We start from the raw sequence: 20298 nt of genomic DNA on the forward strand, positions 1-20298 counted from the left end.
TATGTCGTGATCCTTGACGGCGGCACCGTGGAGACGTTGGAACTCACCGCCGCACAGGCTGAGGGCTTCGAGTGTCTGACCTGTAGGGCGCAGTGCTCCAACGGAGCGGGAACCTTCGTTCCTGTCGGACGCATCCCGAGCGTTGGCAGTGTCTTTCAGTGCATCGCGTGCTCGGTCGGTGTGCGATGAAGGGCAACCGGTGGGTCGACCCCGCGCCGTTCGAGGGCGCACGTCCGCAGGTTCCTTGGTGGGTATGGCTTCCCGGCTGGGTGAAGCTCGTGCTTGCGCCGTTCGTGGTGCTGTGGCTGGCGCTCCGCCTGGCCGCGAAGTTCGTGATGCTGACCGTTCGGTACCCGATCGCCGTCACGACCGGACTCGGCGGGTACGTCGCCTATCGGCAGTTCGGGCTGTCGCCGTTGGTGCTGGCGCTGCTGTCGCTCATGTGTGCCCTGACCGTCTGGTACGGACTCGACCGGAACTCGTTCCTGCGGCATGGCTGGTACCGAGTCCTGACCGAATGGCGGCGGCTCTCGGTCTACGTGCCGCAGTGGCGGACCGTGATGCGCCTCGCTGAGCTGACCAAGGAAGTCCGCGGGAAGGAGTACCTCCCGAAGCTGCGCCGCGTCCGCTCCGAGGGCTGGCGGGACAAGGTGCGCGTGCGGATGATCCCGGCGCAGTCGCCTGAGCAGTGGGAAGCAAGGCGGGACAACCTCGCGCACTCGTTCAACGCTCGGTCCTGCCGGGTCCGGGTATTGAAGCCTCGGTCGCTTGAGCTCGACTTCATTCATGCGGACCCGCTGGCCCGGCCTGTTGCCGTGCCGCCGCTCGCCGACGCCGGAGAGGTCGACCTCAAGCGCGTAGTCGTCGGCCGGACGGAGACCGGCAAACCTTGGCGGCTGAAGCTGCTCGGCTCACAGGTCCTCGTCGTGGGCGTGCCCGGTGCTGGCAAGGGCTCGGTCCTGTGGTCGATCGTCTGGCAGCTCGCCCCGGCCATCAAAGCCGGCATGGTCCGGCTCGTCGGCATCGACCCCAAGGGCGGCATGGAGCTGGGGCAGTGCCCGGACGCTTTCGAGAAGGTCATCTACGACAACGGGCCGGAAGCCGTTGCCCTGCTTGAAGAAATCGCCACAGAGGTCAAGGAACGCGCTTCCCGATACCGGGGCATTCGGCGGCTCTGGGCGCGCAGCACGGGCGAGCCGTTCACGGTCCTCATCGTGGATGAGCTGGCTGACCTGATCGCCTACCAGCCCGACCGGAACCTCCGCGAACGCGCCACGCGGGCTATTCAGACGATCACCTCGCAGGGACGTGCTCCCGGCTATGCCGTGGTGGGCCTGGTCCAGGACCCGCGCAAGGAAGTAGTCGCGTTCCGGCACCTATTCACCACTCGCGTCGCGCTGCGGCTCGACGAACCGGTCCAGGTCGACATGGTCCTGGGCGATGGCGTTCGCCAACGCGGCGCGGCTGCACACGAGATCAGCGAGAACACCCCCGGCGTCGCGTGGAACAAGGAAGACGGACAGCGCGAACCTGAGCGGGCGCGGGCCTTCAACGTCACCGACGCGAACCTGGTCGAGCTGGGCGCCTACCTCGCCCCAGCAACCGTGCACACCTTCCCTGAGCTGTCCGAAGGGAGTGCGGCGGCATGACCGAGTACCTGAACCGCTCCGAGCGGATGAAACAGCCGGCCGCGCTCGACGTCGCTCGGGCTGTCGCAGAAGAACACGGCGTGTGCGTTCGGCCACTGGCCAAGGAACGGATCGACCTCGACACCGGGCGCGTAGACATCGTGCCCGTGCCGTGCGGCTCGACGGTCGCGAGTGTCTGCCCGACCTGCGCGGAGAAGAACCGGCGTCTACGGATGGCGCAGTGCCGTGAGGGTTGGCACCTCACCGAGGAACCCGACTTCACGCCCAATGCACCGACGAACGATCAGCAGGAACTGACTGCGTACCGGGCTGACCTGGTCAAGGCCTTCCGCCTGGCCCTCGATGAGGGTGACGAGGTTGGCGCGGAGGAGGTGAGGGAAGAGGTCGCGGAGGTCGACGAAGAACTTCGGCAACTCGGAGTCCGCGGCTCACTCCCCTCCCTGGAAGTGCCGCTCAAGGCTGCTCGGAAGCGGTCGACCAGGCGGCGGCAGGATGCGCCCAACCTGCCTCGACGGCCGGTCAGCAAGCGCACGGTTGGCAGGGTCTTCGGAGGTAAGTACCAGCCCTCGACGTTCCTCACGCTGACGCTGGACAGCTACGGGAAGGTTCGGAGCGACGGCACGCCTGTTGATCCGGCCAAGTACGACTACCGGCGTGCAGCTCGGGACGCGGTGCACTTCGCCGCACTGCTGGACCGCTTCGTGCAGAACCTTCGGCGCTGCGTTGGCTGGGAGGTCCAGTACTTCTCGGCGGTAGAGCCGCAGAGGCGGTTGGCTCCGCACTGGCACGCGGCGGTTCGCGGCTCTATCTCGCGGGCGGAGCTGCGGGCGGTCGCTGAGGCCACCTATCACCAGGTCTGGTGGCCGGAGCACAACGAGATCAAGTACAGCCGCGAGAACCTGCCGGTCTGGGACGTCCGGGCCAAGGGCTTCGTTGATCCGCACACGCGAAGGGCCTTGCCTACCTGGGAAGACGCGTTGGATCAGGTCGAGCGACCAGCGCACGTCGCACGGTTCGGGGTGCAGGTGCACTCCAAGGGCATCCTCGGCGGCACCGAAGAGGCCGGCCGTCACATCGGCTACCTGACGAAGTACCTGACCAAGAGCATTGACGAGTGTTTCCAGGCGCAGACCGCGCGGCAGGAAGATCACGCCGAACGACTGTGCGCGGAGCTCGCGGTCACGCCCTGCTCGCCGCAGTGTCCGATCTGGCTGCTCTACGGCGTCCAGCCTCGTGGCGCTCGCCTCTCGACAACTCCCGGCAAGTGCAAGGGCAAGGCGCACAAGCGGACCACGCTCGGAGTGGCTGGGCGGCGGGTCCTGGTGTCGCGGAAGTGGTCCGGGAAGTCGCTCGCTGACCACAAGCACGACCGCAAGGCGTTCGTTCGGCAACTGCTGGCCGATGTCGGGATCAAGCCTGATGACCAGCCACAACGCCTCGTCTGGAACAACATCCAGCACGGCGATCCGAATGTGCCTCCGCGGGCGCACCTGCTGTTGAGCGCCGTAGCAGAGCGCCGCAGGTGGAAGGCCGAGTACACGGCCGCGCTGCTCGCATCCGCCGGACCTCCGGGGAGTTCGGCAACACCGCAAGCTGCTTGATCTAGGGGGAGAACATCATGGACGCACACCAGTTTGAGCCACTGTGGACAGTCAGTGACGTTGCAACCTACTTGAACGTCCCGGTCCACACGCTCTATGGCTGGCGAACGAAGAACTACGGCCCTCCTGCTCGGAGGTTGGGCAAGCATCTGCGGTACCTGCCGTCTGAGGTTCGGAGCTGGTTCGAGCACTTGCTTGAGGAGGCGGCCTGATGGGACGTCCGCCGCTCGACATCGGCACCTACGGCAAGATTCGTTGCTATCAAACAGAAACAGGGTGGGCTGCCGTCACGAACTATCGCGACTACGACGGCAAGACGCGGCCGGTGTTGCGGCGTGGGAAGACCAAGCCGGAGGCAGAGCGGAAGCTCAAGAAGGCGCTCACCGAACGCAAGGGGCCGGTTGGCGACTCGCTGACGCCGAACAGCCGGTTCAAGGACGCGCTGGAGATGTGGCAGGTCAAGTTTCAGAAGCTCGTGGACATGGGCAAGCGGTCCCCAAGCAGCCTCGACACGTACACCAGCATCCTCAACCGACACGTCCTGCCGGGCCTTGGTGAGGTGCGGATTCGTGAGATGACCGTCGCGAGGATCGACGCGTTCCTCACAGCGTTGTGGCGCTCGGTCGGTGTCGACAGCGCCAAGACGGCTCGCTCGGTGATCTCGGGTGCCTTGCGGATCGCTGTGAAGGACAAGGCGCTCGAAACGAACCCCGTGAGGGACACGGACCCGCTGGAGAGCGGGAGGAAGAAGAGTCCGCGGGCGCTCACGCGGGAAGAGCGGCTCCTGTGGCTGGAGATGCTGGAGTCCGACCCGGTGGCGGTCCGGAAGGACCTGCCTGACCTCTCCCGATTCATGATGGCCACGGGCGTGCGCATCGGTGAAGCGCTGGCCGTCTACTGGGACGACATCGACTTCGTGGCGGGCACGGTCGACGTGAACTACACGGTCATCCGGGTCAAGGAGCAGGGGCTGATCCGGAAGTCGACCAAGACGGAGGCGGGCGAGAGGACGCTTCCGCTGCCCAAGTGGGCGCTCGACATGTTGTGGCGGCGACGCGGGGTCACGCTGTTCCCCAACGGCCCGGTCTTCCCGAACAGCCTCGGCGGGCTGCGTGACCCGGCCAACACGCGTAGGGACCTCCGGAACGCTCGCGGAGGAGATGAGTTCGCGTGGGTCACCTCGCACGTCTTCCGGAAGACGGCGGCCACCATCCTTGATGAGGCCGGCCTCTCCGCGCGGGTTGTCGCGGACCAGCTCGGGCACGCTCGGCCCTCGATGACCCAGGACACCTACCTGGCTCGCAAACAGGTCGATCGGAAGGCTGCTGACGCGCTTGAGAGCGCCCTCGACAAGCCCGAGGAAGACAAGTCAGCCACCCCTGACCAGGACGAACAGAGCGGTCCGCCCGATGCCGCTGCTTAAGGAGTCAGGGCGTAAAGCGCATCAAAGGTGTATCAGCGATCACCCAATACGAAACCCCCAGGTCCAGGACCTGGGGGTTTGGTGGGCCGCCAGGGACTCGAACCCTGAACCCGAAGATTAAAAGTCTCCTGCTCTGCCAATTGAGCTAGCAGCCCTCGACGCGACAGCCTACCGATCGTGCTCCGCAGGTGTCGCACGGGTTGTCCATCTCACGGTTGACCGATCACACCAACCCAAACGACCAGCAAGCCTGTGAAGAGAGGATTAGGCAAGAGCAAGAGCGGATCGAAGTACCGCGACACCCACCGCACGGGCTTCCATTGGAGTACGCGAACAGCGACGATGAGGAGCCAAGAAGATGCCGCTCGACCACTACGTCACGCTCGGCCGGTCCGGTCTGCGGGTGAGCCCGTTCGCACTCGGCGCGATGACCTTCGGGAAGGATCCGGGCGCCGCCGGATGCAGTGTCGAGGAGTCCGAGAAGATCCTCGCCGCGTACCTGGACCGAGGCGGGAACTTCATCGACACCGCCAACTTCTACACCAACGGGCACTCCGAGAAGATCCTCGGCGACTTCTTCCACGCCACCAAGAAGCGCGACCGGGTCGTGCTCGCGTCCAAGTTCTTCTTCAACATGTTCCCCGGCGACCCGAACGGGGGCGGGGCCGGGCGCGGGGCCATCAGGAAGCAGCTCGACGAGACGTTGCGGCGCCTGCGGACGGACTACCTGGACCTCTATTGGATGCACAACTGGGATCGGAACACGCCAGTAGAAGAAACGATGCGGACGCTCGACGACTTGGTGGGATCGGGCAAGATCAGGTACATCGGGTTCTCCAACGTGCCCGCTTGGGTGACGGCTCAGGCGCAGACGATGGCGACGCTCAGGAACTGGACGCCGCTGATCGCGCTGCAAGTCGAGTACTCGCTGCTGCAGCGAGAGGTCGAGGGCGAGATCGCGCCGATGGCACAGAACATGGGTATGTCGCTGGTGCCGTGGAGTCCGCTCAAGAACGGGTTCCTGAGCGGCAAGTACCGGAGGAACGCCGTGGTCAGCGACTCGGAGCGGGCCAAGTTCGTCCAGCCGCCGACCGAGGACCAGTTCAAGGTCATCGACGTCGTCACCAACACAGCCGAACTCCACAACACGACTGCGGCGGCCGTGTCGTTGGCGTGGCTCAGGGCGAAAGGAGCAGTGCCGATCATCGGCGCGCGAAAGCTGGAGCACCTCATCAGCAACCTCGAGGAGGTCACGCTCACCGAGGAGCAACTAGAAGCCCTCGACGACGTGTCCCGCCCGAGCCTCAACTACCCCGCACCGCTGCACGGCGAGCTCAGGGCGATGCTGCAGTTCGCGGGCACCACGGTCGACGGCGAACCGTCGGCGATCTACCCGCCGCTGCTGCAGAGCGCCACGAGGTACTGACGGTAGAGCCTGCTCCACCTGATCAACGGCAGCGTGCGTGACTGTGCCAGGAAGCAAAAATTGAAAACCTCTCCTCACACACCGAAGGGGAGGCGCAGGATGAAGAAGACGCTGGTAGGCGTGTTGGCGGCGGCCATGTTGTGCAGCGGAACGGCCATGGCCGCGCCAGCCGAAGTCAACAGCACGCAGAAGCAGCTCGACGGCCTGACCAAGCAGTACAAGTTCCCGGCCGCGCTCGCGACGACCACGAACGCCGACGGCAGGACGACACACCTGACCTCGGGCACGGCCGAGCTCAACAAGCGCGTCCCGGTGCCGAAGAACGGCGAAGTCAGGGCGGGGTCGAACACCAAGACGTTCGTGGCCGCGGTCATCCTGCAGCTCAACGCCGAGGGCAAGGTCGAGCTGGACGCGCCGGTCACCAAGTACCTGCCGAACGCCATCAAGGACAACAGCATCACCGTGAGGCAGTTGCTCAACCACACCAGCGGGCTCGCGAACTACACGCAGTACATGGGACTCGACAAGTTCGAGGAGCAGCAGCACCGCTACTACGAGCCGCGCGAGCTGCTGGACATCGCCAACGCGCACGAGCCCACCAACCAGCCGGGCGAGAAGTTCAAGTACAGCAACACGAACTACGTGCTGCTCGGCCTCATCATCCAGAAGACGACGGGGCGGCCGGTCGCGGAGAACGTCGACCAGCGGATCATCAAGAAGCTGAACCTCAAGAACACCTACTGGCCGGCCGTGGGTGAGCAGACGATCCGGGGCAGGCACCCGCACGGATATGCCAGGACCAGCAACGGAATCGAGGACGTCACCGAGCTCGACCCCTCGTGGGGCTGGGCGGCCGGGCAGATCGTCTCCACGACGAAGGACCTCAACATCTTCTTCAACGCACTGGTCAACGGTGATCTGTTGCCCGAGCAGCAGCGCAAGGAGATGCAGAAGACCGTGGACACCAAGGGCGAGATGTGGCCGGGCGCCGAATACGGCCTCGGGATCGCGAGCACGCCGCTCAGCTGCGGTGGCAGGTACTGGGGCCACGGCGGCGACATCCCCGGCTACGAGACGCGCGGCGGTGTCAACGCACAGGGCAAGGCGTTCTCCGTTGCCGTCACGGCACTTCCGGGCACGACGCAGGACACGCCGGAGGAAGCGATGAAGGCCCACGACGCAATTCTGACCACTGTGGACACCGCGCTCTGCCAGAAGTGATCAGCCGCGGGCGTACCGGAGCACCCAGAGCATGTCCTGCTCGGTCACCGGTCCGTCCGCGACACACGCCAGCAGCCAGTCGGTCAACGAGTCCGCATCGATGCCCGCCCCGATCAGCACCAGCTGAGTCGGGGCGTCGGCAACTGGCGTGAACGAGACGTACGCACCAACGGTGTGCAGCATGAACGTGCCACCAGGAAACTGCACAAAACCCTTGGCGCGGAACAACCCCTCGGGCCGCGCCTGCAGGAAGTCCATGAACAGCTTGGGGTGCAACGGATCAGGGGACTCGAACGTCACGCTGTCGTACCGGGCGTGGTCGTGCGAGGAGTGGTCTTCAAGGTCGTCGAAGGAAAGCTGACGAGGCCCCAGATCCGGCGGCCGCACCTCGAACAGCAACGAGGGATCGATCCGCCCGTACGAAACGGGCAGCACCGGCACCGGGCAGTCCAGCGAAGGCAACGACGAAACCCGGTCGACCTTGTTCAGCACCACCAGGTCAGCCAACGCCAGCGAGCGGTCCAGGTGAGGCACGGCAGCGAACTCCACGGTGTCCACCACGTAGATCAGCCCGCCGTAGGAAACCCCGGGCGCCTGCAACACCATCCGCACCAACGCCGCCGGCTCGGCCAGCCCGGACGCCTCGATCACGATGACGTCCAGGTCCGCCGAGGCCAGCTTGACCAGCATGGAATCCAGTTCCGTGCCGTCCACCGCGCAGCACAGGCAGCCGTTCGACAGCGACACCATCGAGTCGACCTGGGCCGACACGGCGAACGCGTCGATGTTGATCCGCCCGAAGTCGTTCACCACGACGCCGATCCGGGTGCCGCCCGACGTGCGCAGCAGGTGGTTCAGCAGGGTGGTCTTGCCGGCACCGAGGAAGCCGGCGAGCACGACAACGGGGATCACGGCGAAGAAGGCTACTGAACCAGCCCGATGGTCTTCTCCAGCACCTCGTCCACCGGCAGGTCGGACCCACCCGGATAGGTGATCAGCTGGGACACGCCGAGATCCTCGTACTCGCGCACGACGGACGCGTCCAGCGGAACGGTCGCGATGATGTTGATCTCCAGCGCGCCGAGCGAGTCAGGCCGCGAGGTGATCGCCGACAGCCGACGCAGCCGCTTCAGGTTCGCCGCGGTCTCCGCGGGCGAGCCGATGCCGAGCCACGCGTTCGCCCTCGTCAACGCTCGGCGCAGGGCCGCGTCCGAAGCGCCACCAACGGCGACCCGAACAGAAGCAGGCCTCGGGTGCGCGTCTACGCCAGAAAAAGACACGTATTTGCCTGAAAACTCAGGCGAAGGCATGTGCCACAACGCGCGCATCGCGTCGATGTACTCGTCCGTCCGGCGCCCCCGATCCGCGAACGGCACGCCCAGCGCCGCGAACTCCGGCTCCAGGTACCCGGTCCCGACGCCCAGCGTGAACCGGCCACCGCTCAGCACGTCCAGCGTGGCCACCTCCTTGGCCAGCACCACCGGGTTGCGCTGCGGCAGGATCACGATCCCGGTCCCCAGTTCGAGCCGTGACGTCACCCCGGCCACGAACCCCAGCCCGACCAGCGGATCCAGCATCGGCGTGTCCGGATCGGCCGGCGAGGCGTCAACCCGCGGCGACGGCAGCACCACGTGCTCCACCGCCCACCATGATCGATAGCCGAGCGACTCCACGAGTGAAGCCAGCCGGCGAGTTTCCTCAGGCGAGACCGAGTCGCCCGCGTTGAGTCCCTGCACCCCCATGTCCATGATCAGCACAACGGCCCTGTGACGCCCGTCATTCCCGAAAAACCCAGGTATCAGTGCAACGGATCAGCACTCAAATACATCTGAGGGGGCAAGAAGGGGGTGGAGGGGTGACCGAGTTCGTTGCTGCCGCGCTGGCGTTCCCGACGGTGCTGTTCAGCTTCCTGATGCTCGTGGTGCTGGCGTACTGGCTCACGGTCGTGCTGGTGGGCATCGACTTCGACGCCCCGGTGCTGCCGCTCTCGATCTCCATGTTCGTGCTGATCACGTGGTTCGCCGCGCTGGCCGGCACGGTGCTGACGCCGGAGGGCAAGCTCCGCTACGCCGTCCTCGCCGGAGCGCTCCTGGCAGGCGCGCTCATCACCAAGATCCTCAGCATTCCGCTCAGGAACTGGACGAGGCCCGAGAAACCCGCTTCCCGCAACGACTTCGTGGGTCGCACGGCGATCGTGAAGACGACGCGGGTCACCGAGAACTACGGACAGGCCGAGGTCACCGCCGACGACGGTGGCACGGCTGTCGTGCAAGTGCGAGCAGCACAGAGCACCGAACTGACAGCGGGACAGACCGCGCTGATCTTCGACTACGACGCAGAGGGCGAGTTCTTCTGGGTCGTGGACATCACCACAGGGGGCTGACATGGGTGCGATCTCAACGGGGTTGCTCGTGCTGATCGCGGGGATCGTCGTCGTGCTGATCCTCGCGACGATCACGCTGAGCAGGTTGTTCAAGAAGTGCGAGCAGGGCAAGGCGCTGATCGTCTCGAAGATGCGCAAGGTCGACGTGACCTTCACCGGCACCGTCGTACTACCTGTCCTGCACAGATGCGAGACGATGGACATCTCGGTGAAGACCATCGAGATCCGCCGGGCCGGCAACGAAGGCCTGATCTGCAAGGACAACATCCGCGCGGACATCCGCATCACGTTCTTCGTGCGGGTCAACAAGACCGTCGAGGACGTCATCAAGGTCGCGCAGGCGATCGGCACCGAACGCGCGAGCCACGAGGCCACGCTGCAGGAGCTGTTCAACGCCAAGTTCTCCGAGGCGCTCAAGACGGTCGGCAAGCAGCTCGACTTCGTGGACCTCTACACGCACCGCGACGAGTTCCGCGACCGGATCGTCCAGGTCATCGGCACCGACCTCAACGGCTACAGCCTCGAGGACGCGGCCATCGACTACCTGGAGCAGACGCCGCTCAAGCAGCTCGACCCGGCGAACATCCTGGACGCGCAGGGCATTCGCAAGATCACCGAGCTGACCGCGATCGAGCACGTCAAGACCAACGAGTTCACCCGCAACGAGGAGAAGGAGATCACGCGCCAGAACGTCAGCGCGCGTGAGGCGATCCTGGAGCTCGAACGTCGTCAGGCGGACGCGGAGATCCGGCAGAAGCGCGAGATCGAGACCGCCCGCGCGCAGCAGGAGGCGGAGACCCAGAAGGTCCAGGCCGAGGAACGCCTCAAGGCCAACACCGCGTTCATCCGCACCGAGGAACAGCTCGGCATCCAGACCGAGAACAAGGCCCGCGAGATCGCCGTCGCCGAGAAGAACCGCGAGCGCGTGATCGCCGTCGAGACCGAGCGCATCGAGAAGGACCGCCTGCTGGAGGTCATCGCCCGCGAACGCGAGACGTCCCTGCGGATGATCGAGAAGGACAAGGAGCTCGAGCACGAGCGGCGCGCGATCGCCGACCTGGTGCGCGAGCGGGTCGCGGTCGAGAAGACCGTGGCCGAGCAGGAGGAGAACATCAAGCGCCTGCGTGCGGTCGAGGAGGCCGAACGCGAGCGCCAGCAGATCGTGATCATGGCGGAGGCCGAGGCGCAGCAGTCGCTGGTCAAGGACATCAAGGCCGCAGAGGCCGCGGAACAGTCGGCGCAGCACAAGGCCCGCGAAGAGGTCGTGCTCGCCGAGGCCCGCAACCAGGCCGCCGAACTGGACACCCGTTCCAAGATCCGTCTCGCGGAGGGCACGCAGGCCGAGGCCGCGGCGAAGGGCCTGGCGGACGCGCTGGTCAAGGAACGCGACGCCGCCGCGTCCGAGGCGCTCGGTCGCGCCGAGGCCGTGGTCGACCGCGAGAAGGCCCTGGCCGATGCCGAGGGCATCAAGGAACGCCTCAAGGGCGAAGCGGAAGGCTTGTCGCACAAGGCAGAGGCGATGGCCGCGCTCGACACCGCGACCCGCGAGCACGAGGAGTACCGCCTGCGTCTCGAGGCCGAGAAGGAGATCAGGCTCAAGGGCATCGACGTGCAGCGTCAGGTCGCCGAGGCCCAGGCCATGGTCCTCGCGGCCGGGCTGGAGAAGGCCGACATCGACATCGTCGGTGGCGACACCATGTTCTTCGACAAGATCGCGAACGCCATCACCGCGGGCAAGCAGGTCGACAGCTTCGTCGGCAACTCGAACGTGGTGCAGGCACTCGGTTCCAAGTGGATGGACGGGACCTCGAACTTCCCGGAGGATCTGACCAAGATCCTCAGCTCGTTCACCACGGGTGACGCGCAGAACATCGCCGCGGCGATCGCGCTGACCCAGATGGCCAAGAACAACGGCCAGACCGCATGACCCAGCTCGACGCCGGCACTTACGAGGTGCTGCGGGCGAGGCTGGCCGACCAGGCCGCCGAGCTCGCCCGCAGCACCGAGGCGCTGAACGCCCAGCGCGTCGAGACGTTCGGCAGCACCGCGCTGGAACTCCTGTCCACCGAACGGATCCGCACCGAGAACAACTGCGTTCCGCGCGACATCGTGCCGCTCGGCGACCTGATGTTGTTCGGCTACAACGTCTTCATGGGCCTCAAGCCCGAGACGACGGTCGCCGACGTCTTCGCGGTGCACGGCAGGGACTTCAGCGCGGTCGAGGCACCCTTCCTGCAGGACCCCAAGTTCCGCAACGACTTCGCGGAGCTCTACCGGTACTACCGCGAGACCCGGCTGCTGCAGTTGCGGATCGTCGAGTCACGGCTGCTCGCGGTGTTCCAGACCGGCGCGCGGATCGAGGACATCCGCGTGCTGCGCTGGGACATCGCGGTCGACGGCACGGTCACGTACGTCGACAACCGCGGCGACCGCGACCACGTGTTCCCGCCCTCGCACGACGTCACGTGGGTCGAGACCACGCGTGAGCAGCACGTTCTCGGCCGGCACCCGCACATCGCCATCGAGAACGAGGTCTTCGTCGAGACGGTCGGCGGCACGCTGACCGTCAAGATCGAGAACAACACCGAGGTCGGCCAGGGCATCTACGACGAGCCCGTCGACGAGCCGTTGCAGAGCCTCGCGGACGCCGACGTGCACTACGCCCGCGTCGGCCCGTTGATCCTGCTCAGGATCCGCCCGTACAACGAGACGGTCTGGCGGCACCTGGTCTTCAACACCCGCACCAGGACCGTGGCGAGGCTCGACGGCATCGGCCAAGCGTGCCAACGGCTTCCCGAGGACCAGGGGATCATCTTCCCCGGCGGCTACTACCTCGTCACCGGCGCGGACAAGACGTTCGACGTCGACACGGACGAGCTGGAGTTCGAGCGGGTCATCAGGTCGGCGAACGGCGAGGACGTGCTGTTCGTCTACCACGCCCGCCGCGAGGGCCGCAGCTTGCTGTTGCCCTACAACGTGATCCGCAAAGAGGTCGCGACGCCGATCACCTGCCACGGCTACTCGCTCTTCGCCGACGGCACGCTGGTGGTCTTCCGCGAGACCAGCACGGAACCGGTTCGCGTGCACCCGATGCAGGTCTGGCGCACGCCGTTCCTGCAAGACGAGGTGCTGCCGGAGCAGGCAGGTCCGCTCGCCCGCATCGGCAACGCCGAACTGGTCCGCGGCATCTCGGACTGCCTGTCCATCACCAGGATGAGCGCCGAGATGACCCCGAGCGCGCCGGTGTTCGAGGGCCTGATCGCGCTGTGCACCAGGGTGATCGACGGCGTGCACTGGCTCGACGAGCTGGGGCTCAAACAGGACGTCCTGGCCGTCCGGGCCACCGCCGAGCAGGTGCTGGACGAGTTCGAGGCCGTCCGCACGCTCACGGAACACGCTGCTCAGCAACTCCACGAGGCCGCCGAGAAGCTCGCCTCGCTCATCCGGCTCGCCAGATCGGCGTCTCCGAAGAGCGCCGACGAGTGGGTGCGGCTGCTGGCCGATCTCCGGTCCGCTCAAGGCCGTCTGATCACCCTCAAGGATCTCAAGTACGTCGACCTCGAAGAGATCGGCCGCCGCGAAGCCGAACTGGTCGAGGAACTGGGCGCATCCGCACGACGGGCCGTCGCGTTCCTCAGCGGCGAGGGCGCGTTCGCCCAGTACCACGAGGAGATCGAGCAGATCGCGGCCGCGGAGCTCAAGACCGCAGCCGAGGCCAAGCCGTTGCGCGAACGCCTGGCGCAGCAGCAGACCGGCCTGGAGGTGCTGACCGAGGTCGTCAGCACGCTCGACGCCGCCGACACGACCACCCGCACGCAGATCCTGGCGAGCATCGGCGAGGTCCTCGCCGCGGTCAACCGGGCACGGGCCACTGTGGACGGTCGCAGGGCACAACTCGCGAACGCCGAGGGCAGGGCCGAGTTCGCGGCGGAGTTCGCGCTGCTCGGCCAGGCCATCACGGGCGCACTGTCGGTCGCGGACAGTCCGCAGCGCTGCGACGACCAGCTCGGCAGGCTGTTGCTGCAGCTGGAGAACCTGGAGTCGCGGTTCGGCGAGTTCGACGACTTCCTCGCCCAGGTCGGTGCCAAGCGCACGGACGTCTACGAGGCGTTCTCCGCGCGCAAACAGACGCTGCTCGACGAACGTGCGCGCAAGGCCGACCGGCTCGTGCAGTCGGCCGAACGCGTGCTCGGTACGATCCGCCGTCGCGTCGGCAAGCTGACCTCGACCGACGAGATCAACACGTACTTCGCGGGCGACCCGATGGTCGCCAAGGTCCGCAACGTGGCCGAGGAGCTCAGGAACCTCGGCGATGTGCGGGCAGACGAGCTCGACGCGAGTCTGCGCGATGCCCGGCAAGAGGGAGGCCGGGCACTGCGCGACCGGGCCGATCTGTACGACGGCGCGTCGATCGTGCTCGGTCGTCACCGTTTCCCGGTGACGACCGAGCCGATGAACCTCACCCTCGTCCCACGCGACGGCAGGCTGTTCTACGCGGTGACCGGCACGGACTACCGCAGCGAGGTCACCGGTTTCCAGCACACCCGCCAGTTCTGGGACCAGCTGCTCGTCTCGGAAACGGCAGACGTCTACCGGTCCGAGCACCTGGCCGGCTGCCTGCTCGCCGAGGGGCGCGACGACGTGGTGAACGCCGCCGCGGAACGTTACGACGAGGGCTACGAGAAGGGCGTCCACGACCACGACGCCGCGAAGATCCTCGCTGTCCTGCAACGACTCCACGTCGGTGCCGGACTCCTGAGGTATCCGCCGGAAACCCGTGCGAAGGCCCAGATCTTCTGGTCAGAACAGCCCGAGGACCAACGCGCGGTGTGGGCTCGCAAGGCCGAGTCGCTGGCCCGTGCCCGCACGATCTTCGGTGGCACGCACGGCATCCCCGAGCTCACCGAGCAGTTCGGCCTCGACGACCTGGCCGGCGAGTACCTGTTCGAGGAACTCGCCTGCGAGCCACGAGGATTCGTCACCAGCAAGGCCGCCCGAACGGTGATCGACAGGTTCAAAGCCGTCGTCACCGAGGAACTCCACGACCGCGACCTGATCGAGGCGTGGCTGCACGCGTTCCTCAAAGACGAGGACTGCCCGGAGCTCCCCGAGGTCGTCGCGGTCCTGCTCACCGACCTGCCGCGCTACGACTCCAGCGCCGCGCTGACCGAGTCGGTGACGGGCCTGCTCGGCACGCACCCGCGCGTCAGCAACCAGTCCATGGAACTCCGCCTGGACGAAACCCTGACGAGGCTGCGCAAGTTCCAACTGGAGCAGGTCCCAGCCTTCCGCGCCTACCAACGCCAACGCGACGAGCTGCTCGCCGAGGAACGCCGGCGCCTGAGGCTCGACGACTACCGCCCCGCGGTGCTGAACACGTTCGTGCGCAACAGGTTGCTGAACGAGGTCTACCTGCCGCTGATCGGCGACAACCTCGCCAAGCAGCTGAACGACGGCACGGGCCTGCTGATGCTGATCTCCCCGCCCGGCTACGGCAAGACGACGCTGATGGAGTACGTCGCGAACCGCCTCGGCATGGTGTTCGTCAAGGTCAACGGCCCGGCCCTGGGCAGCGGCGTCACCTCACTCGACCCGGAGGACGCACCGAATGCCACCGCACGCCAGGAGGTCGAGCGCATCAACTTCGCGTTCGCCCTGGGCAGCAACGTTCTGCTGCACCTCGACGACATCCAGCACACATCGCCTGAGCTGCTGCAGAAGTTCATCTCGCTGTGCGACGCACAACGACGCGTTGACGGCGTGTGGGACGGCGAGGCACGGACGTTCGACCTGCGGGGCAAGCGCTTCGCCGTGTCGATGGCCGGCAACCCGTACACCGAGACGGGCCGCGCGTTCCGCGTCCCGGACATGCTCGCGAACCGCGCGGACGTGTGGAACCTCGGCGACGTGCTGTCCGGTCGCGACGCCCTCTTTGCGTTGAGCTACCTGGAGAACGCGTCGGCCTCCAACCCGACGCTCAACGGTGTCGACGTGGAACCGCTGGTGCGCCTGACAAATGGCGAAAGCGCTAGCCACGACCACGAAACCGTCGAGCTGGAACGGATGCTGTCCGTGGTCCGCAAGCTGCAACGGATCCAGGAAGTGGTTCTCAAGGTCAACCAGGAGTACATCGCGTCGGCCGCCAGCGGTGGCGATTTCCTCCTTCAAGGCAGCTATCGCAACATGAACCGCATGGCCGCGCGGATCGTTCCCGCCATGAACGACGCCGAGGTCGAGGCGTTGATCGACGACCACTACCTCGGCGAGGCCCAGCTGCTCGGCACCAGGGCGGAGGCGAACCTCACGAGGCTGCGGGAGCTGAAGGCCTAGTCGCAGTCGAGGCCGAAGTCGTCGAGCTTGCGGCCGTCAGGACCGCGCAGGTCGATCGGCTGGAGGTGGTGCTCGTCCAGGAAGTCGCAGAGCTCGTCGGTGTCGAACGGCCAGTCCAGGCACCGCTCGAAGTCGGCGTCCCCGAAGTACTTCGAGTCGCACCGAAGCAGGTCGTAGATCGTCGGAGGACGGGGCTTCGACGGCGGCGCGGACGAGGCCGGAGCCGGTTTCGGCCGGGGCAACGGCTTTGCGGGCGGCGGTGGAGGTGGTGGCGGAGGAGGAGGCATCAACACCGGACCGACCGCGGAGACGGTGGTCGTGGCGGTCGCGGTGATGAACGGTGGGGGTGGTGGCGGCGGAGCCACCAGACGGATGTCCACGGGTCTCTCCGGGGGCGCGGCGAACAACGCTGCGAACAGGGCAGCGCCCATCACCGCCACCGCGGCTGCGAAATAGCCGCGGCGTCTGACACCAGTCATCGCTAACGCTCCCCAGGTTCCGCCTGCCCGGTAGCCGCCGTGCCCGTGGAATCGTTTCGCCCGCTAACGGTGTTACGGGCAAAATCTCAACCTGTCTTGTCAGGCCCCGCACCGGTCAATGAAATGCGCAGGATCACCCGCTGCTCGCGTTCCATGGCCGCCCGGTAGTCGTTCCAGTCGGAGTGCTCGCCGGAGATCGTCCGGTAGTACTTGACCAGCAGGTCCATCGCTTCTGGCAACGGCACGACGGTCGCGGTGCCGTTGATCTGGATCCACCGCCCGAAGAAGCTGTCCGGCAGTACGCACAGCGAAACCTCCGGCGAGCGTTGGACCTGCTTGGTCTTGTAGGCCGTCGCTCGCGTCGAGACGAGCACATCACCGTTGTCGTCCAACGCGACGAGCACCGGCGACATGGCCGGCGTGCCGTCCGACTTCAGCGCGCAGAACACCGCGCGGTGCTGGCTGCGAAGCACTTCCCGTGCCTGGTCCAGGTCCATGGTCTTCATCTTGGCGAGGCGGGACGATGTGCGCATGCTCGAGCCGAACGACCCGAACTCCGTGAGCTGGCAGATGTACGCAGACCCGACGATGTGGGTCGCCGGCATCTCCAGCCTCTACCTGCAGTCCCTGCACCCGAAAGCGGTCGCGGGCGTCGTGCAGAACTCGAACTTCAAGACCGACCCGTTCGGGCGGCTGCGGCGCACGGCGGACTTCGTGGGCCTCGGCGTCTACGGCACGGACGAGGCCATCGAGGCCGCCGCGGCACGGGTGAGAGCCACCCACCGCGGCCTGCGCGGGGTGATCGACGGCAGGACCTTCCGGGTCGATGAGCCGGAGCTGCTGCTGTGGGTGCATTGCTCGGAGGTCTACAGCTTCGAGACGGTTCTCAACCGCGCCGGTTATGGGTTAACAGACCGGCAGAAGGACCGGTACTACGCAGAGCAACGCTTCGCGGCGACTCTCGTGGGTCTGCACGCGGACGAAGTTCCGGGGTCGAAGCGCGAGATGGAGGAGTACTTCGAGGCCACCAGGCCGATCTTGAAGAAGACCCCCGACTCCGAGTTGATCTACGACTTCCTGCACGGACCGGCGACGCAGGGTGTTCTGCGCCACGGCATGCCCGTCTACAAGGTGCTGGTCGGGCACCTGGCGTACTCGGTGCTGCCCGAATGGGCAACGGAACTGCACGGTCACGCTCCGTACCGGCACGCGACCCTTTGGCTGCGGATGCTGCGCCGAACGGCTCTGCTCGTCCCGCCTGGACTGCGCCGCTTGGTCCCGCCCGGCCACATCCGCAGGGCCATCGCCCGCGACGGCCGCGGTGTGACACCCAGTAAGGCTCGGCTGCCGTAGTTGTCACACATCACAGTTGATCATCGCCGCAGGTCCGTAGCATTGCGCACGAAATCTCGAACTCCCATTCGGAAGGCCTGTCGTGATCCGTCGTGCTGCGCTCATCACTGCCGTAGCGGTGCTCGCCACCGCCTGTGGGAGCGGTGACACGAGCACAGTCATCGGACGTGCCGACACCGGCAAGCTCACCATCGGCATCCGCTACGACCAGCCCGGCTTGAGTCAGAAGCGCCTCGACGGCCGGTATGTCGGCTTCGACGTCGACGTGGCCCGGTACGTGGCGAACGAGCTCGGCGTGAAGGACACCGGCATCACGTTCAAGGAGGCCCGCGGCGCGGCCCGCGAGTCGATGCTGCAGACCGGCGAGGCCGACCTGATCATCGCCTCGTACTCGATCACCGACGCACGCAAGGAGAAGGTGGGCTTCGCGGGCCCGTACTTCGAGACCGGCCAGGGCATGCTGGTCCGCTTCACCGAGCAGGCCATCCAGGGCCCGGAGACCCTGAACGGCCGCAAGCTGTGCTCGGTCAAGGGATCCACGTCCGCGCAGAAGGTGAAGAGCGACTACGCCAAGGACGCGCAGCTCATCGAGTACGGCCAGTACTCGGACTGCGTGATCGCGCTGATGGCCGGCAACGTCGACGCCGTCACGACCGACGAGGTCATCCTCGCCGGGTTCGCCGCCGAGAACCCCGAGCTGCTCAAGCTCGTCGGGAAACCGTTCTCCAAGGAGCGCTACGGCATCGGCGTTCCCAAGGGGGACAGCAAGTCCCGTGACGCCGTCAACGAGGCCATCGAGAAGATGATCTCAAGCGGTGAGTGGAAGCGGGCCCTCGAACGCAACGTCGGTCCGTCGGGTTACGAGATCCCGCAGCCACCCGCCATCACCGAGAAGTCCTAAGGAGTGGCAGCGGACTTCGACGTCCAGGTCGCCCAGTCGAACGCCCAGTCGTAGTAGTCGCCATCCGCTGCCTGCAACGGCACCGAAGATCCGGTGACCTCGACCGGGTCACCGATCATCGTGAGGTCGAAGAAGGCCTTCGCGTTGGCACCGGACAGGTTCGCGCACCCGTGCGAGACGTTCTCCCTGCCCTGCGACGAGATCGTGCCGTTGTTCTCGTGCACGAACTCGCCGTTCTGGGAGATCAGCACGGCCCAGGTGACCGGGACGTCCTTGTAGCCGAACACGGTGCTGGACATCTTCCGCGACGATTCCTTCTGCTGCACCACGTGAATTCCGTTGTGGGTGACGCGCCGGACGTCGCTCTCCGCGCCGTAGGACGCCGGGAAGTCGTGCAGCAGCACGCCATCGCGGTAGATCTCGAACCGGTGCGTCTGCGTGTTCGCCTTGGCCACGAGTGCGCGGTCCGTGATCTTGAACTGCACGTGCACGTCGTCGGCACCGTACGCGCCGCCCCCGAACGGCACGCCGTACACGTTGACGTCAACGGAAACCTCGGTGTTCAGCTTCCAGTACTCGCGCGGCCGCCAGTGCGCCTCGGTGTCGGACAGCCACGCCCACGCGCCCTCGGTCGGCACGGAGGTCTTGACCGTCATGGCCTTCTGCACCGCGGCCTTGTCCTGCACCGGCGAGCTGAACGTGACCTTGAGCGGCATGGCGATGCCGTACGTCTCGTGGTCGCCGACGTTCATCGACGCGTTGATGATCCGCTGCGGCTTGATCGTGCGGAACGAGCCGGTGACGGGCACGTCCTTGCCGTCCTCGCCCTTCGCGCTGCCCGACCACGTGTAGACCTTGTCGTAACCCAGGTCCTCGGTGGCGACCCACTTGCCGGCGGCCAGCTCCCCCTGGACCACCCTCCCGTCCGCACCGGTGAGCGCGACCGAGGTGAGCGAACCCCCAGTCACCCCAACCTGAAACGGACCTGCCGGGCTCACCCCTTCGCCCTCAGCCGGCGTCACGGTGAGTGCGGCCTTCGCCTTGTTCTCCTCGACCTGCGCGGTGGGCGCAGACGGTGCGTCAGGTGCCGCACTGCAAGCGGTCAATCCCAGTAGTAGAGCCAAAATCAGTGGCCGCAACACGCGTTCCCCCCAAGATCCCCTCATCCAACGATCAGAAGACGCACGGGGCGCGAACACGTTGCTCGTGAAATCGCGATCACCCACCCGGACCAGCGGGTTTCCTCCTATTGAGGCAGCCAACTGGCCAGTAATGACCTGTAGTGCTATGACGCATCACACGTTAGGCTGACCCGCGCAGGCCGTGGTTTCTGTGTTCGTGCTTCACACGCTCGCGGAACGACACGCGGGCGTGATGCGCGCTCTCACGAGCTCACTGACCGCCCCCGGGACGGCCGGGGTTGCACGGTGCAGCCCCAAGCTTTCCTGCGATGGAGGCAGGTACATGGCACAGGGCACTGTCAAGTGGTTCAACTCCGAGAAGGGCTTCGGCTTCATCGCCCAGGACAACGG

17 protein-coding genes and 1 tRNA gene are annotated in these 20298 nt (G+C 66.2%); 12 read left to right on the forward strand and 6 right to left on the reverse strand.

The annotated features are described in order from the left end of the window. Positions 1–167: 167 nt before the first annotated feature. The 4 genes from UK23_RS01900 to UK23_RS01915 are packed head-to-tail and all read left to right on the forward strand — an operon-like array spanning position 168 to position 4673. Positions 168–1649 carry an FtsK/SpoIIIE domain-containing protein gene (locus UK23_RS01900; protein WP_330769808.1) on the forward strand — a complete coding sequence of 494 codons (1482 nt, stop codon included), beginning with the start codon at positions 168–170 and terminating at the stop codon, positions 1647–1649. After that, complete coding sequence (locus UK23_RS01905; protein WP_045309566.1) at positions 1646–3250, forward strand: replication initiator; 1605 nt, start codon at positions 1646–1648, stop codon at positions 3248–3250. The genes UK23_RS01900 and UK23_RS01905 overlap by 4 nt, the downstream gene beginning before the upstream one ends. 17 nt (positions 3251–3267) lie before the next feature. Next, positions 3268–3462, forward strand: coding sequence for a helix-turn-helix domain-containing protein (locus tag UK23_RS01910; protein WP_045309567.1), 195 nt, complete (start codon positions 3268–3270; stop codon positions 3460–3462). After that, positions 3462–4673: a site-specific integrase gene (locus UK23_RS01915; protein ID WP_045309568.1), complete on the forward strand. Its 1212-nt coding sequence runs from the start codon at positions 3462–3464 to the stop codon at positions 4671–4673. Before UK23_RS01910 ends, UK23_RS01915 begins: the two co-directional genes overlap by 1 nt. A gap of 79 nt (positions 4674–4752) precedes the next feature. Here UK23_RS01915 and UK23_RS01920 read toward each other — a convergent pair. After that, positions 4753–4828: transfer RNA gene (locus UK23_RS01920), tRNA-Lys, on the reverse strand. A 203-nt stretch (positions 4829–5031) separates the two neighbouring features. On the opposite strand from UK23_RS01920, the gene UK23_RS01925 reads away from it, so the two are divergent. Beyond that, positions 5032–6099 carry an aldo/keto reductase gene (locus UK23_RS01925; protein WP_045309569.1) on the forward strand — a complete coding sequence of 356 codons (1068 nt, stop codon included), beginning with the start codon at positions 5032–5034 and terminating at the stop codon, positions 6097–6099. Between the two features lie 99 nt (positions 6100–6198). After that, positions 6199–7320 carry a serine hydrolase domain-containing protein gene (locus UK23_RS01930; RefSeq protein WP_045309570.1) on the forward strand — a complete coding sequence of 374 codons (1122 nt, stop codon included), beginning with the start codon at positions 6199–6201 and terminating at the stop codon, positions 7318–7320. On the opposite strand, the gene UK23_RS01935 is transcribed toward UK23_RS01930, so the two are convergent. Both UK23_RS01935 and UK23_RS01940 read right to left on the reverse strand, forming a co-directional pair. Further along, complete coding sequence (locus tag UK23_RS01935) at positions 7321–8232, reverse strand: CobW family GTP-binding protein (RefSeq protein ID WP_045309571.1); 912 nt, start codon at positions 8230–8232, stop codon at positions 7321–7323. 11 nt (positions 8233–8243) lie between these two features. Beyond that, positions 8244–9062 carry an LLM class F420-dependent oxidoreductase gene (locus UK23_RS01940; protein ID WP_196777580.1) on the reverse strand — a complete coding sequence of 273 codons (819 nt, stop codon included), beginning with the start codon at positions 9060–9062 and terminating at the stop codon, positions 8244–8246. 113 nt (positions 9063–9175) lie between these two features. On the opposite strand from UK23_RS01940, the gene UK23_RS01945 reads away from it, so the two are divergent. The 3 genes from UK23_RS01945 to UK23_RS01955 are packed head-to-tail and all read left to right on the forward strand — an operon-like array spanning position 9176 to position 16033. Then, positions 9176–9703 (forward strand): hypothetical protein, encoded by a 528-nt coding sequence (locus UK23_RS01945; RefSeq protein ID WP_045309572.1) that lies wholly within the window; start codon positions 9176–9178, stop codon positions 9701–9703. Position 9704: 1 nt separating this feature from the next. Beyond that, positions 9705–11630 carry a hypothetical protein gene (locus tag UK23_RS01950; protein ID WP_045309573.1) on the forward strand — a complete coding sequence of 642 codons (1926 nt, stop codon included), beginning with the start codon at positions 9705–9707 and terminating at the stop codon, positions 11628–11630. Next, positions 11627–16033 (forward strand): DNA repair ATPase, encoded by a 4407-nt coding sequence (locus tag UK23_RS01955; RefSeq protein ID WP_052684294.1) that lies wholly within the window; start codon positions 11627–11629, stop codon positions 16031–16033. The genes UK23_RS01950 and UK23_RS01955 overlap by 4 nt, the downstream gene beginning before the upstream one ends. On the opposite strand, the gene UK23_RS51190 is transcribed toward UK23_RS01955, so the two are convergent. Both UK23_RS51190 and UK23_RS01965 read right to left on the reverse strand, forming a co-directional pair. Continuing rightward, a complete protein-coding gene (locus UK23_RS51190) occupies positions 16030–16512 on the reverse strand; it encodes a hypothetical protein (protein ID WP_156212664.1) in 483 nt (160 codons plus the stop codon). The two genes, UK23_RS01955 and UK23_RS51190, sit on opposite strands and share 4 nt — an antisense overlap. A gap of 86 nt (positions 16513–16598) precedes the next feature. Beyond that, on the reverse strand, positions 16599–17045 hold the full coding sequence (locus tag UK23_RS01965) for a PPOX class F420-dependent oxidoreductase (protein ID WP_231114340.1): 447 nt from the start codon (positions 17043–17045) through the stop codon (positions 16599–16601). On the opposite strand from UK23_RS01965, the gene UK23_RS01970 reads away from it, so the two are divergent. Both UK23_RS01970 and UK23_RS01975 read left to right on the forward strand, forming a co-directional pair. Next, on the forward strand, positions 17044–17865 hold the full coding sequence (locus UK23_RS01970) for an oxygenase MpaB family protein (RefSeq protein WP_045309603.1): 822 nt from the start codon (positions 17044–17046) through the stop codon (positions 17863–17865). The two genes, UK23_RS01965 and UK23_RS01970, sit on opposite strands and share 2 nt — an antisense overlap. An 85-nt stretch (positions 17866–17950) precedes the next feature. Then, complete coding sequence (locus tag UK23_RS01975) at positions 17951–18766, forward strand: glutamate ABC transporter substrate-binding protein (RefSeq protein ID WP_045309604.1); 816 nt, start codon at positions 17951–17953, stop codon at positions 18764–18766. Here the strand turns inward: UK23_RS01975 and UK23_RS01980 are convergent. After that, positions 18763–19932: a L,D-transpeptidase gene (locus UK23_RS01980; RefSeq protein ID WP_045309605.1), complete on the reverse strand. Its 1170-nt coding sequence runs from the start codon at positions 19930–19932 to the stop codon at positions 18763–18765. The two genes, UK23_RS01975 and UK23_RS01980, sit on opposite strands and share 4 nt — an antisense overlap. A gap of 298 nt (positions 19933–20230) precedes the next feature. On the opposite strand from UK23_RS01980, the gene UK23_RS49920 reads away from it, so the two are divergent. After that, positions 20231–20298: cold-shock protein (locus UK23_RS49920; RefSeq protein ID WP_196777583.1), on the forward strand; the 68-nt coding region annotated here is incomplete at its 3' end.

It is taken from the genome of Lentzea aerocolonigenes (assembly GCF_000955955.1).
Lineage (GTDB): Bacteria > Actinomycetota > Actinomycetes > Mycobacteriales > Pseudonocardiaceae > Lentzea > Lentzea aerocolonigenes_A.

Excerpts from the sequence above, each read along its gene's own strand:
- UK23_RS01955 (WP_052684294.1), top strand. The coding sequence starts at position 11,627 with ATGACCCAGCTCGACGCCGGCACTTACGAGGTGCTGCGGGCGAGGCTG.
- UK23_RS01925 (WP_045309569.1), top strand. The coding sequence starts at position 5,032 with ATGCCGCTCGACCACTACGTCACGCTCGGCCGGTCCGGTCTGCGGGTG.
- UK23_RS01965 (WP_231114340.1), bottom strand. The coding sequence starts at position 17,045 with ATGCGCACATCGTCCCGCCTCGCCAAGATGAAGACCATGGACCTGGAC.
- UK23_RS01910 (WP_045309567.1), top strand. The coding sequence starts at position 3,268 with ATGGACGCACACCAGTTTGAGCCACTGTGGACAGTCAGTGACGTTGCA.
- UK23_RS01930 (WP_045309570.1), top strand. The coding sequence starts at position 6,199 with ATGAAGAAGACGCTGGTAGGCGTGTTGGCGGCGGCCATGTTGTGCAGC.
- UK23_RS01970 (WP_045309603.1), top strand. The coding sequence starts at position 17,044 with ATGCTCGAGCCGAACGACCCGAACTCCGTGAGCTGGCAGATGTACGCA.
- UK23_RS01940 (WP_196777580.1), bottom strand. The coding sequence starts at position 9,062 with ATGGGGGTGCAGGGACTCAACGCGGGCGACTCGGTCTCGCCTGAGGAA.
- UK23_RS51190 (WP_156212664.1), bottom strand. The coding sequence starts at position 16,512 with ATGACTGGTGTCAGACGCCGCGGCTATTTCGCAGCCGCGGTGGCGGTG.
- UK23_RS01905 (WP_045309566.1), top strand. The coding sequence starts at position 1,646 with ATGACCGAGTACCTGAACCGCTCCGAGCGGATGAAACAGCCGGCCGCG.
- UK23_RS01950 (WP_045309573.1), top strand. The coding sequence starts at position 9,705 with ATGGGTGCGATCTCAACGGGGTTGCTCGTGCTGATCGCGGGGATCGTC.
- UK23_RS01980 (WP_045309605.1), bottom strand. The coding sequence starts at position 19,932 with ATGAGGGGATCTTGGGGGGAACGCGTGTTGCGGCCACTGATTTTGGCT.
- UK23_RS01915 (WP_045309568.1), top strand. The coding sequence starts at position 3,462 with ATGGGACGTCCGCCGCTCGACATCGGCACCTACGGCAAGATTCGTTGC.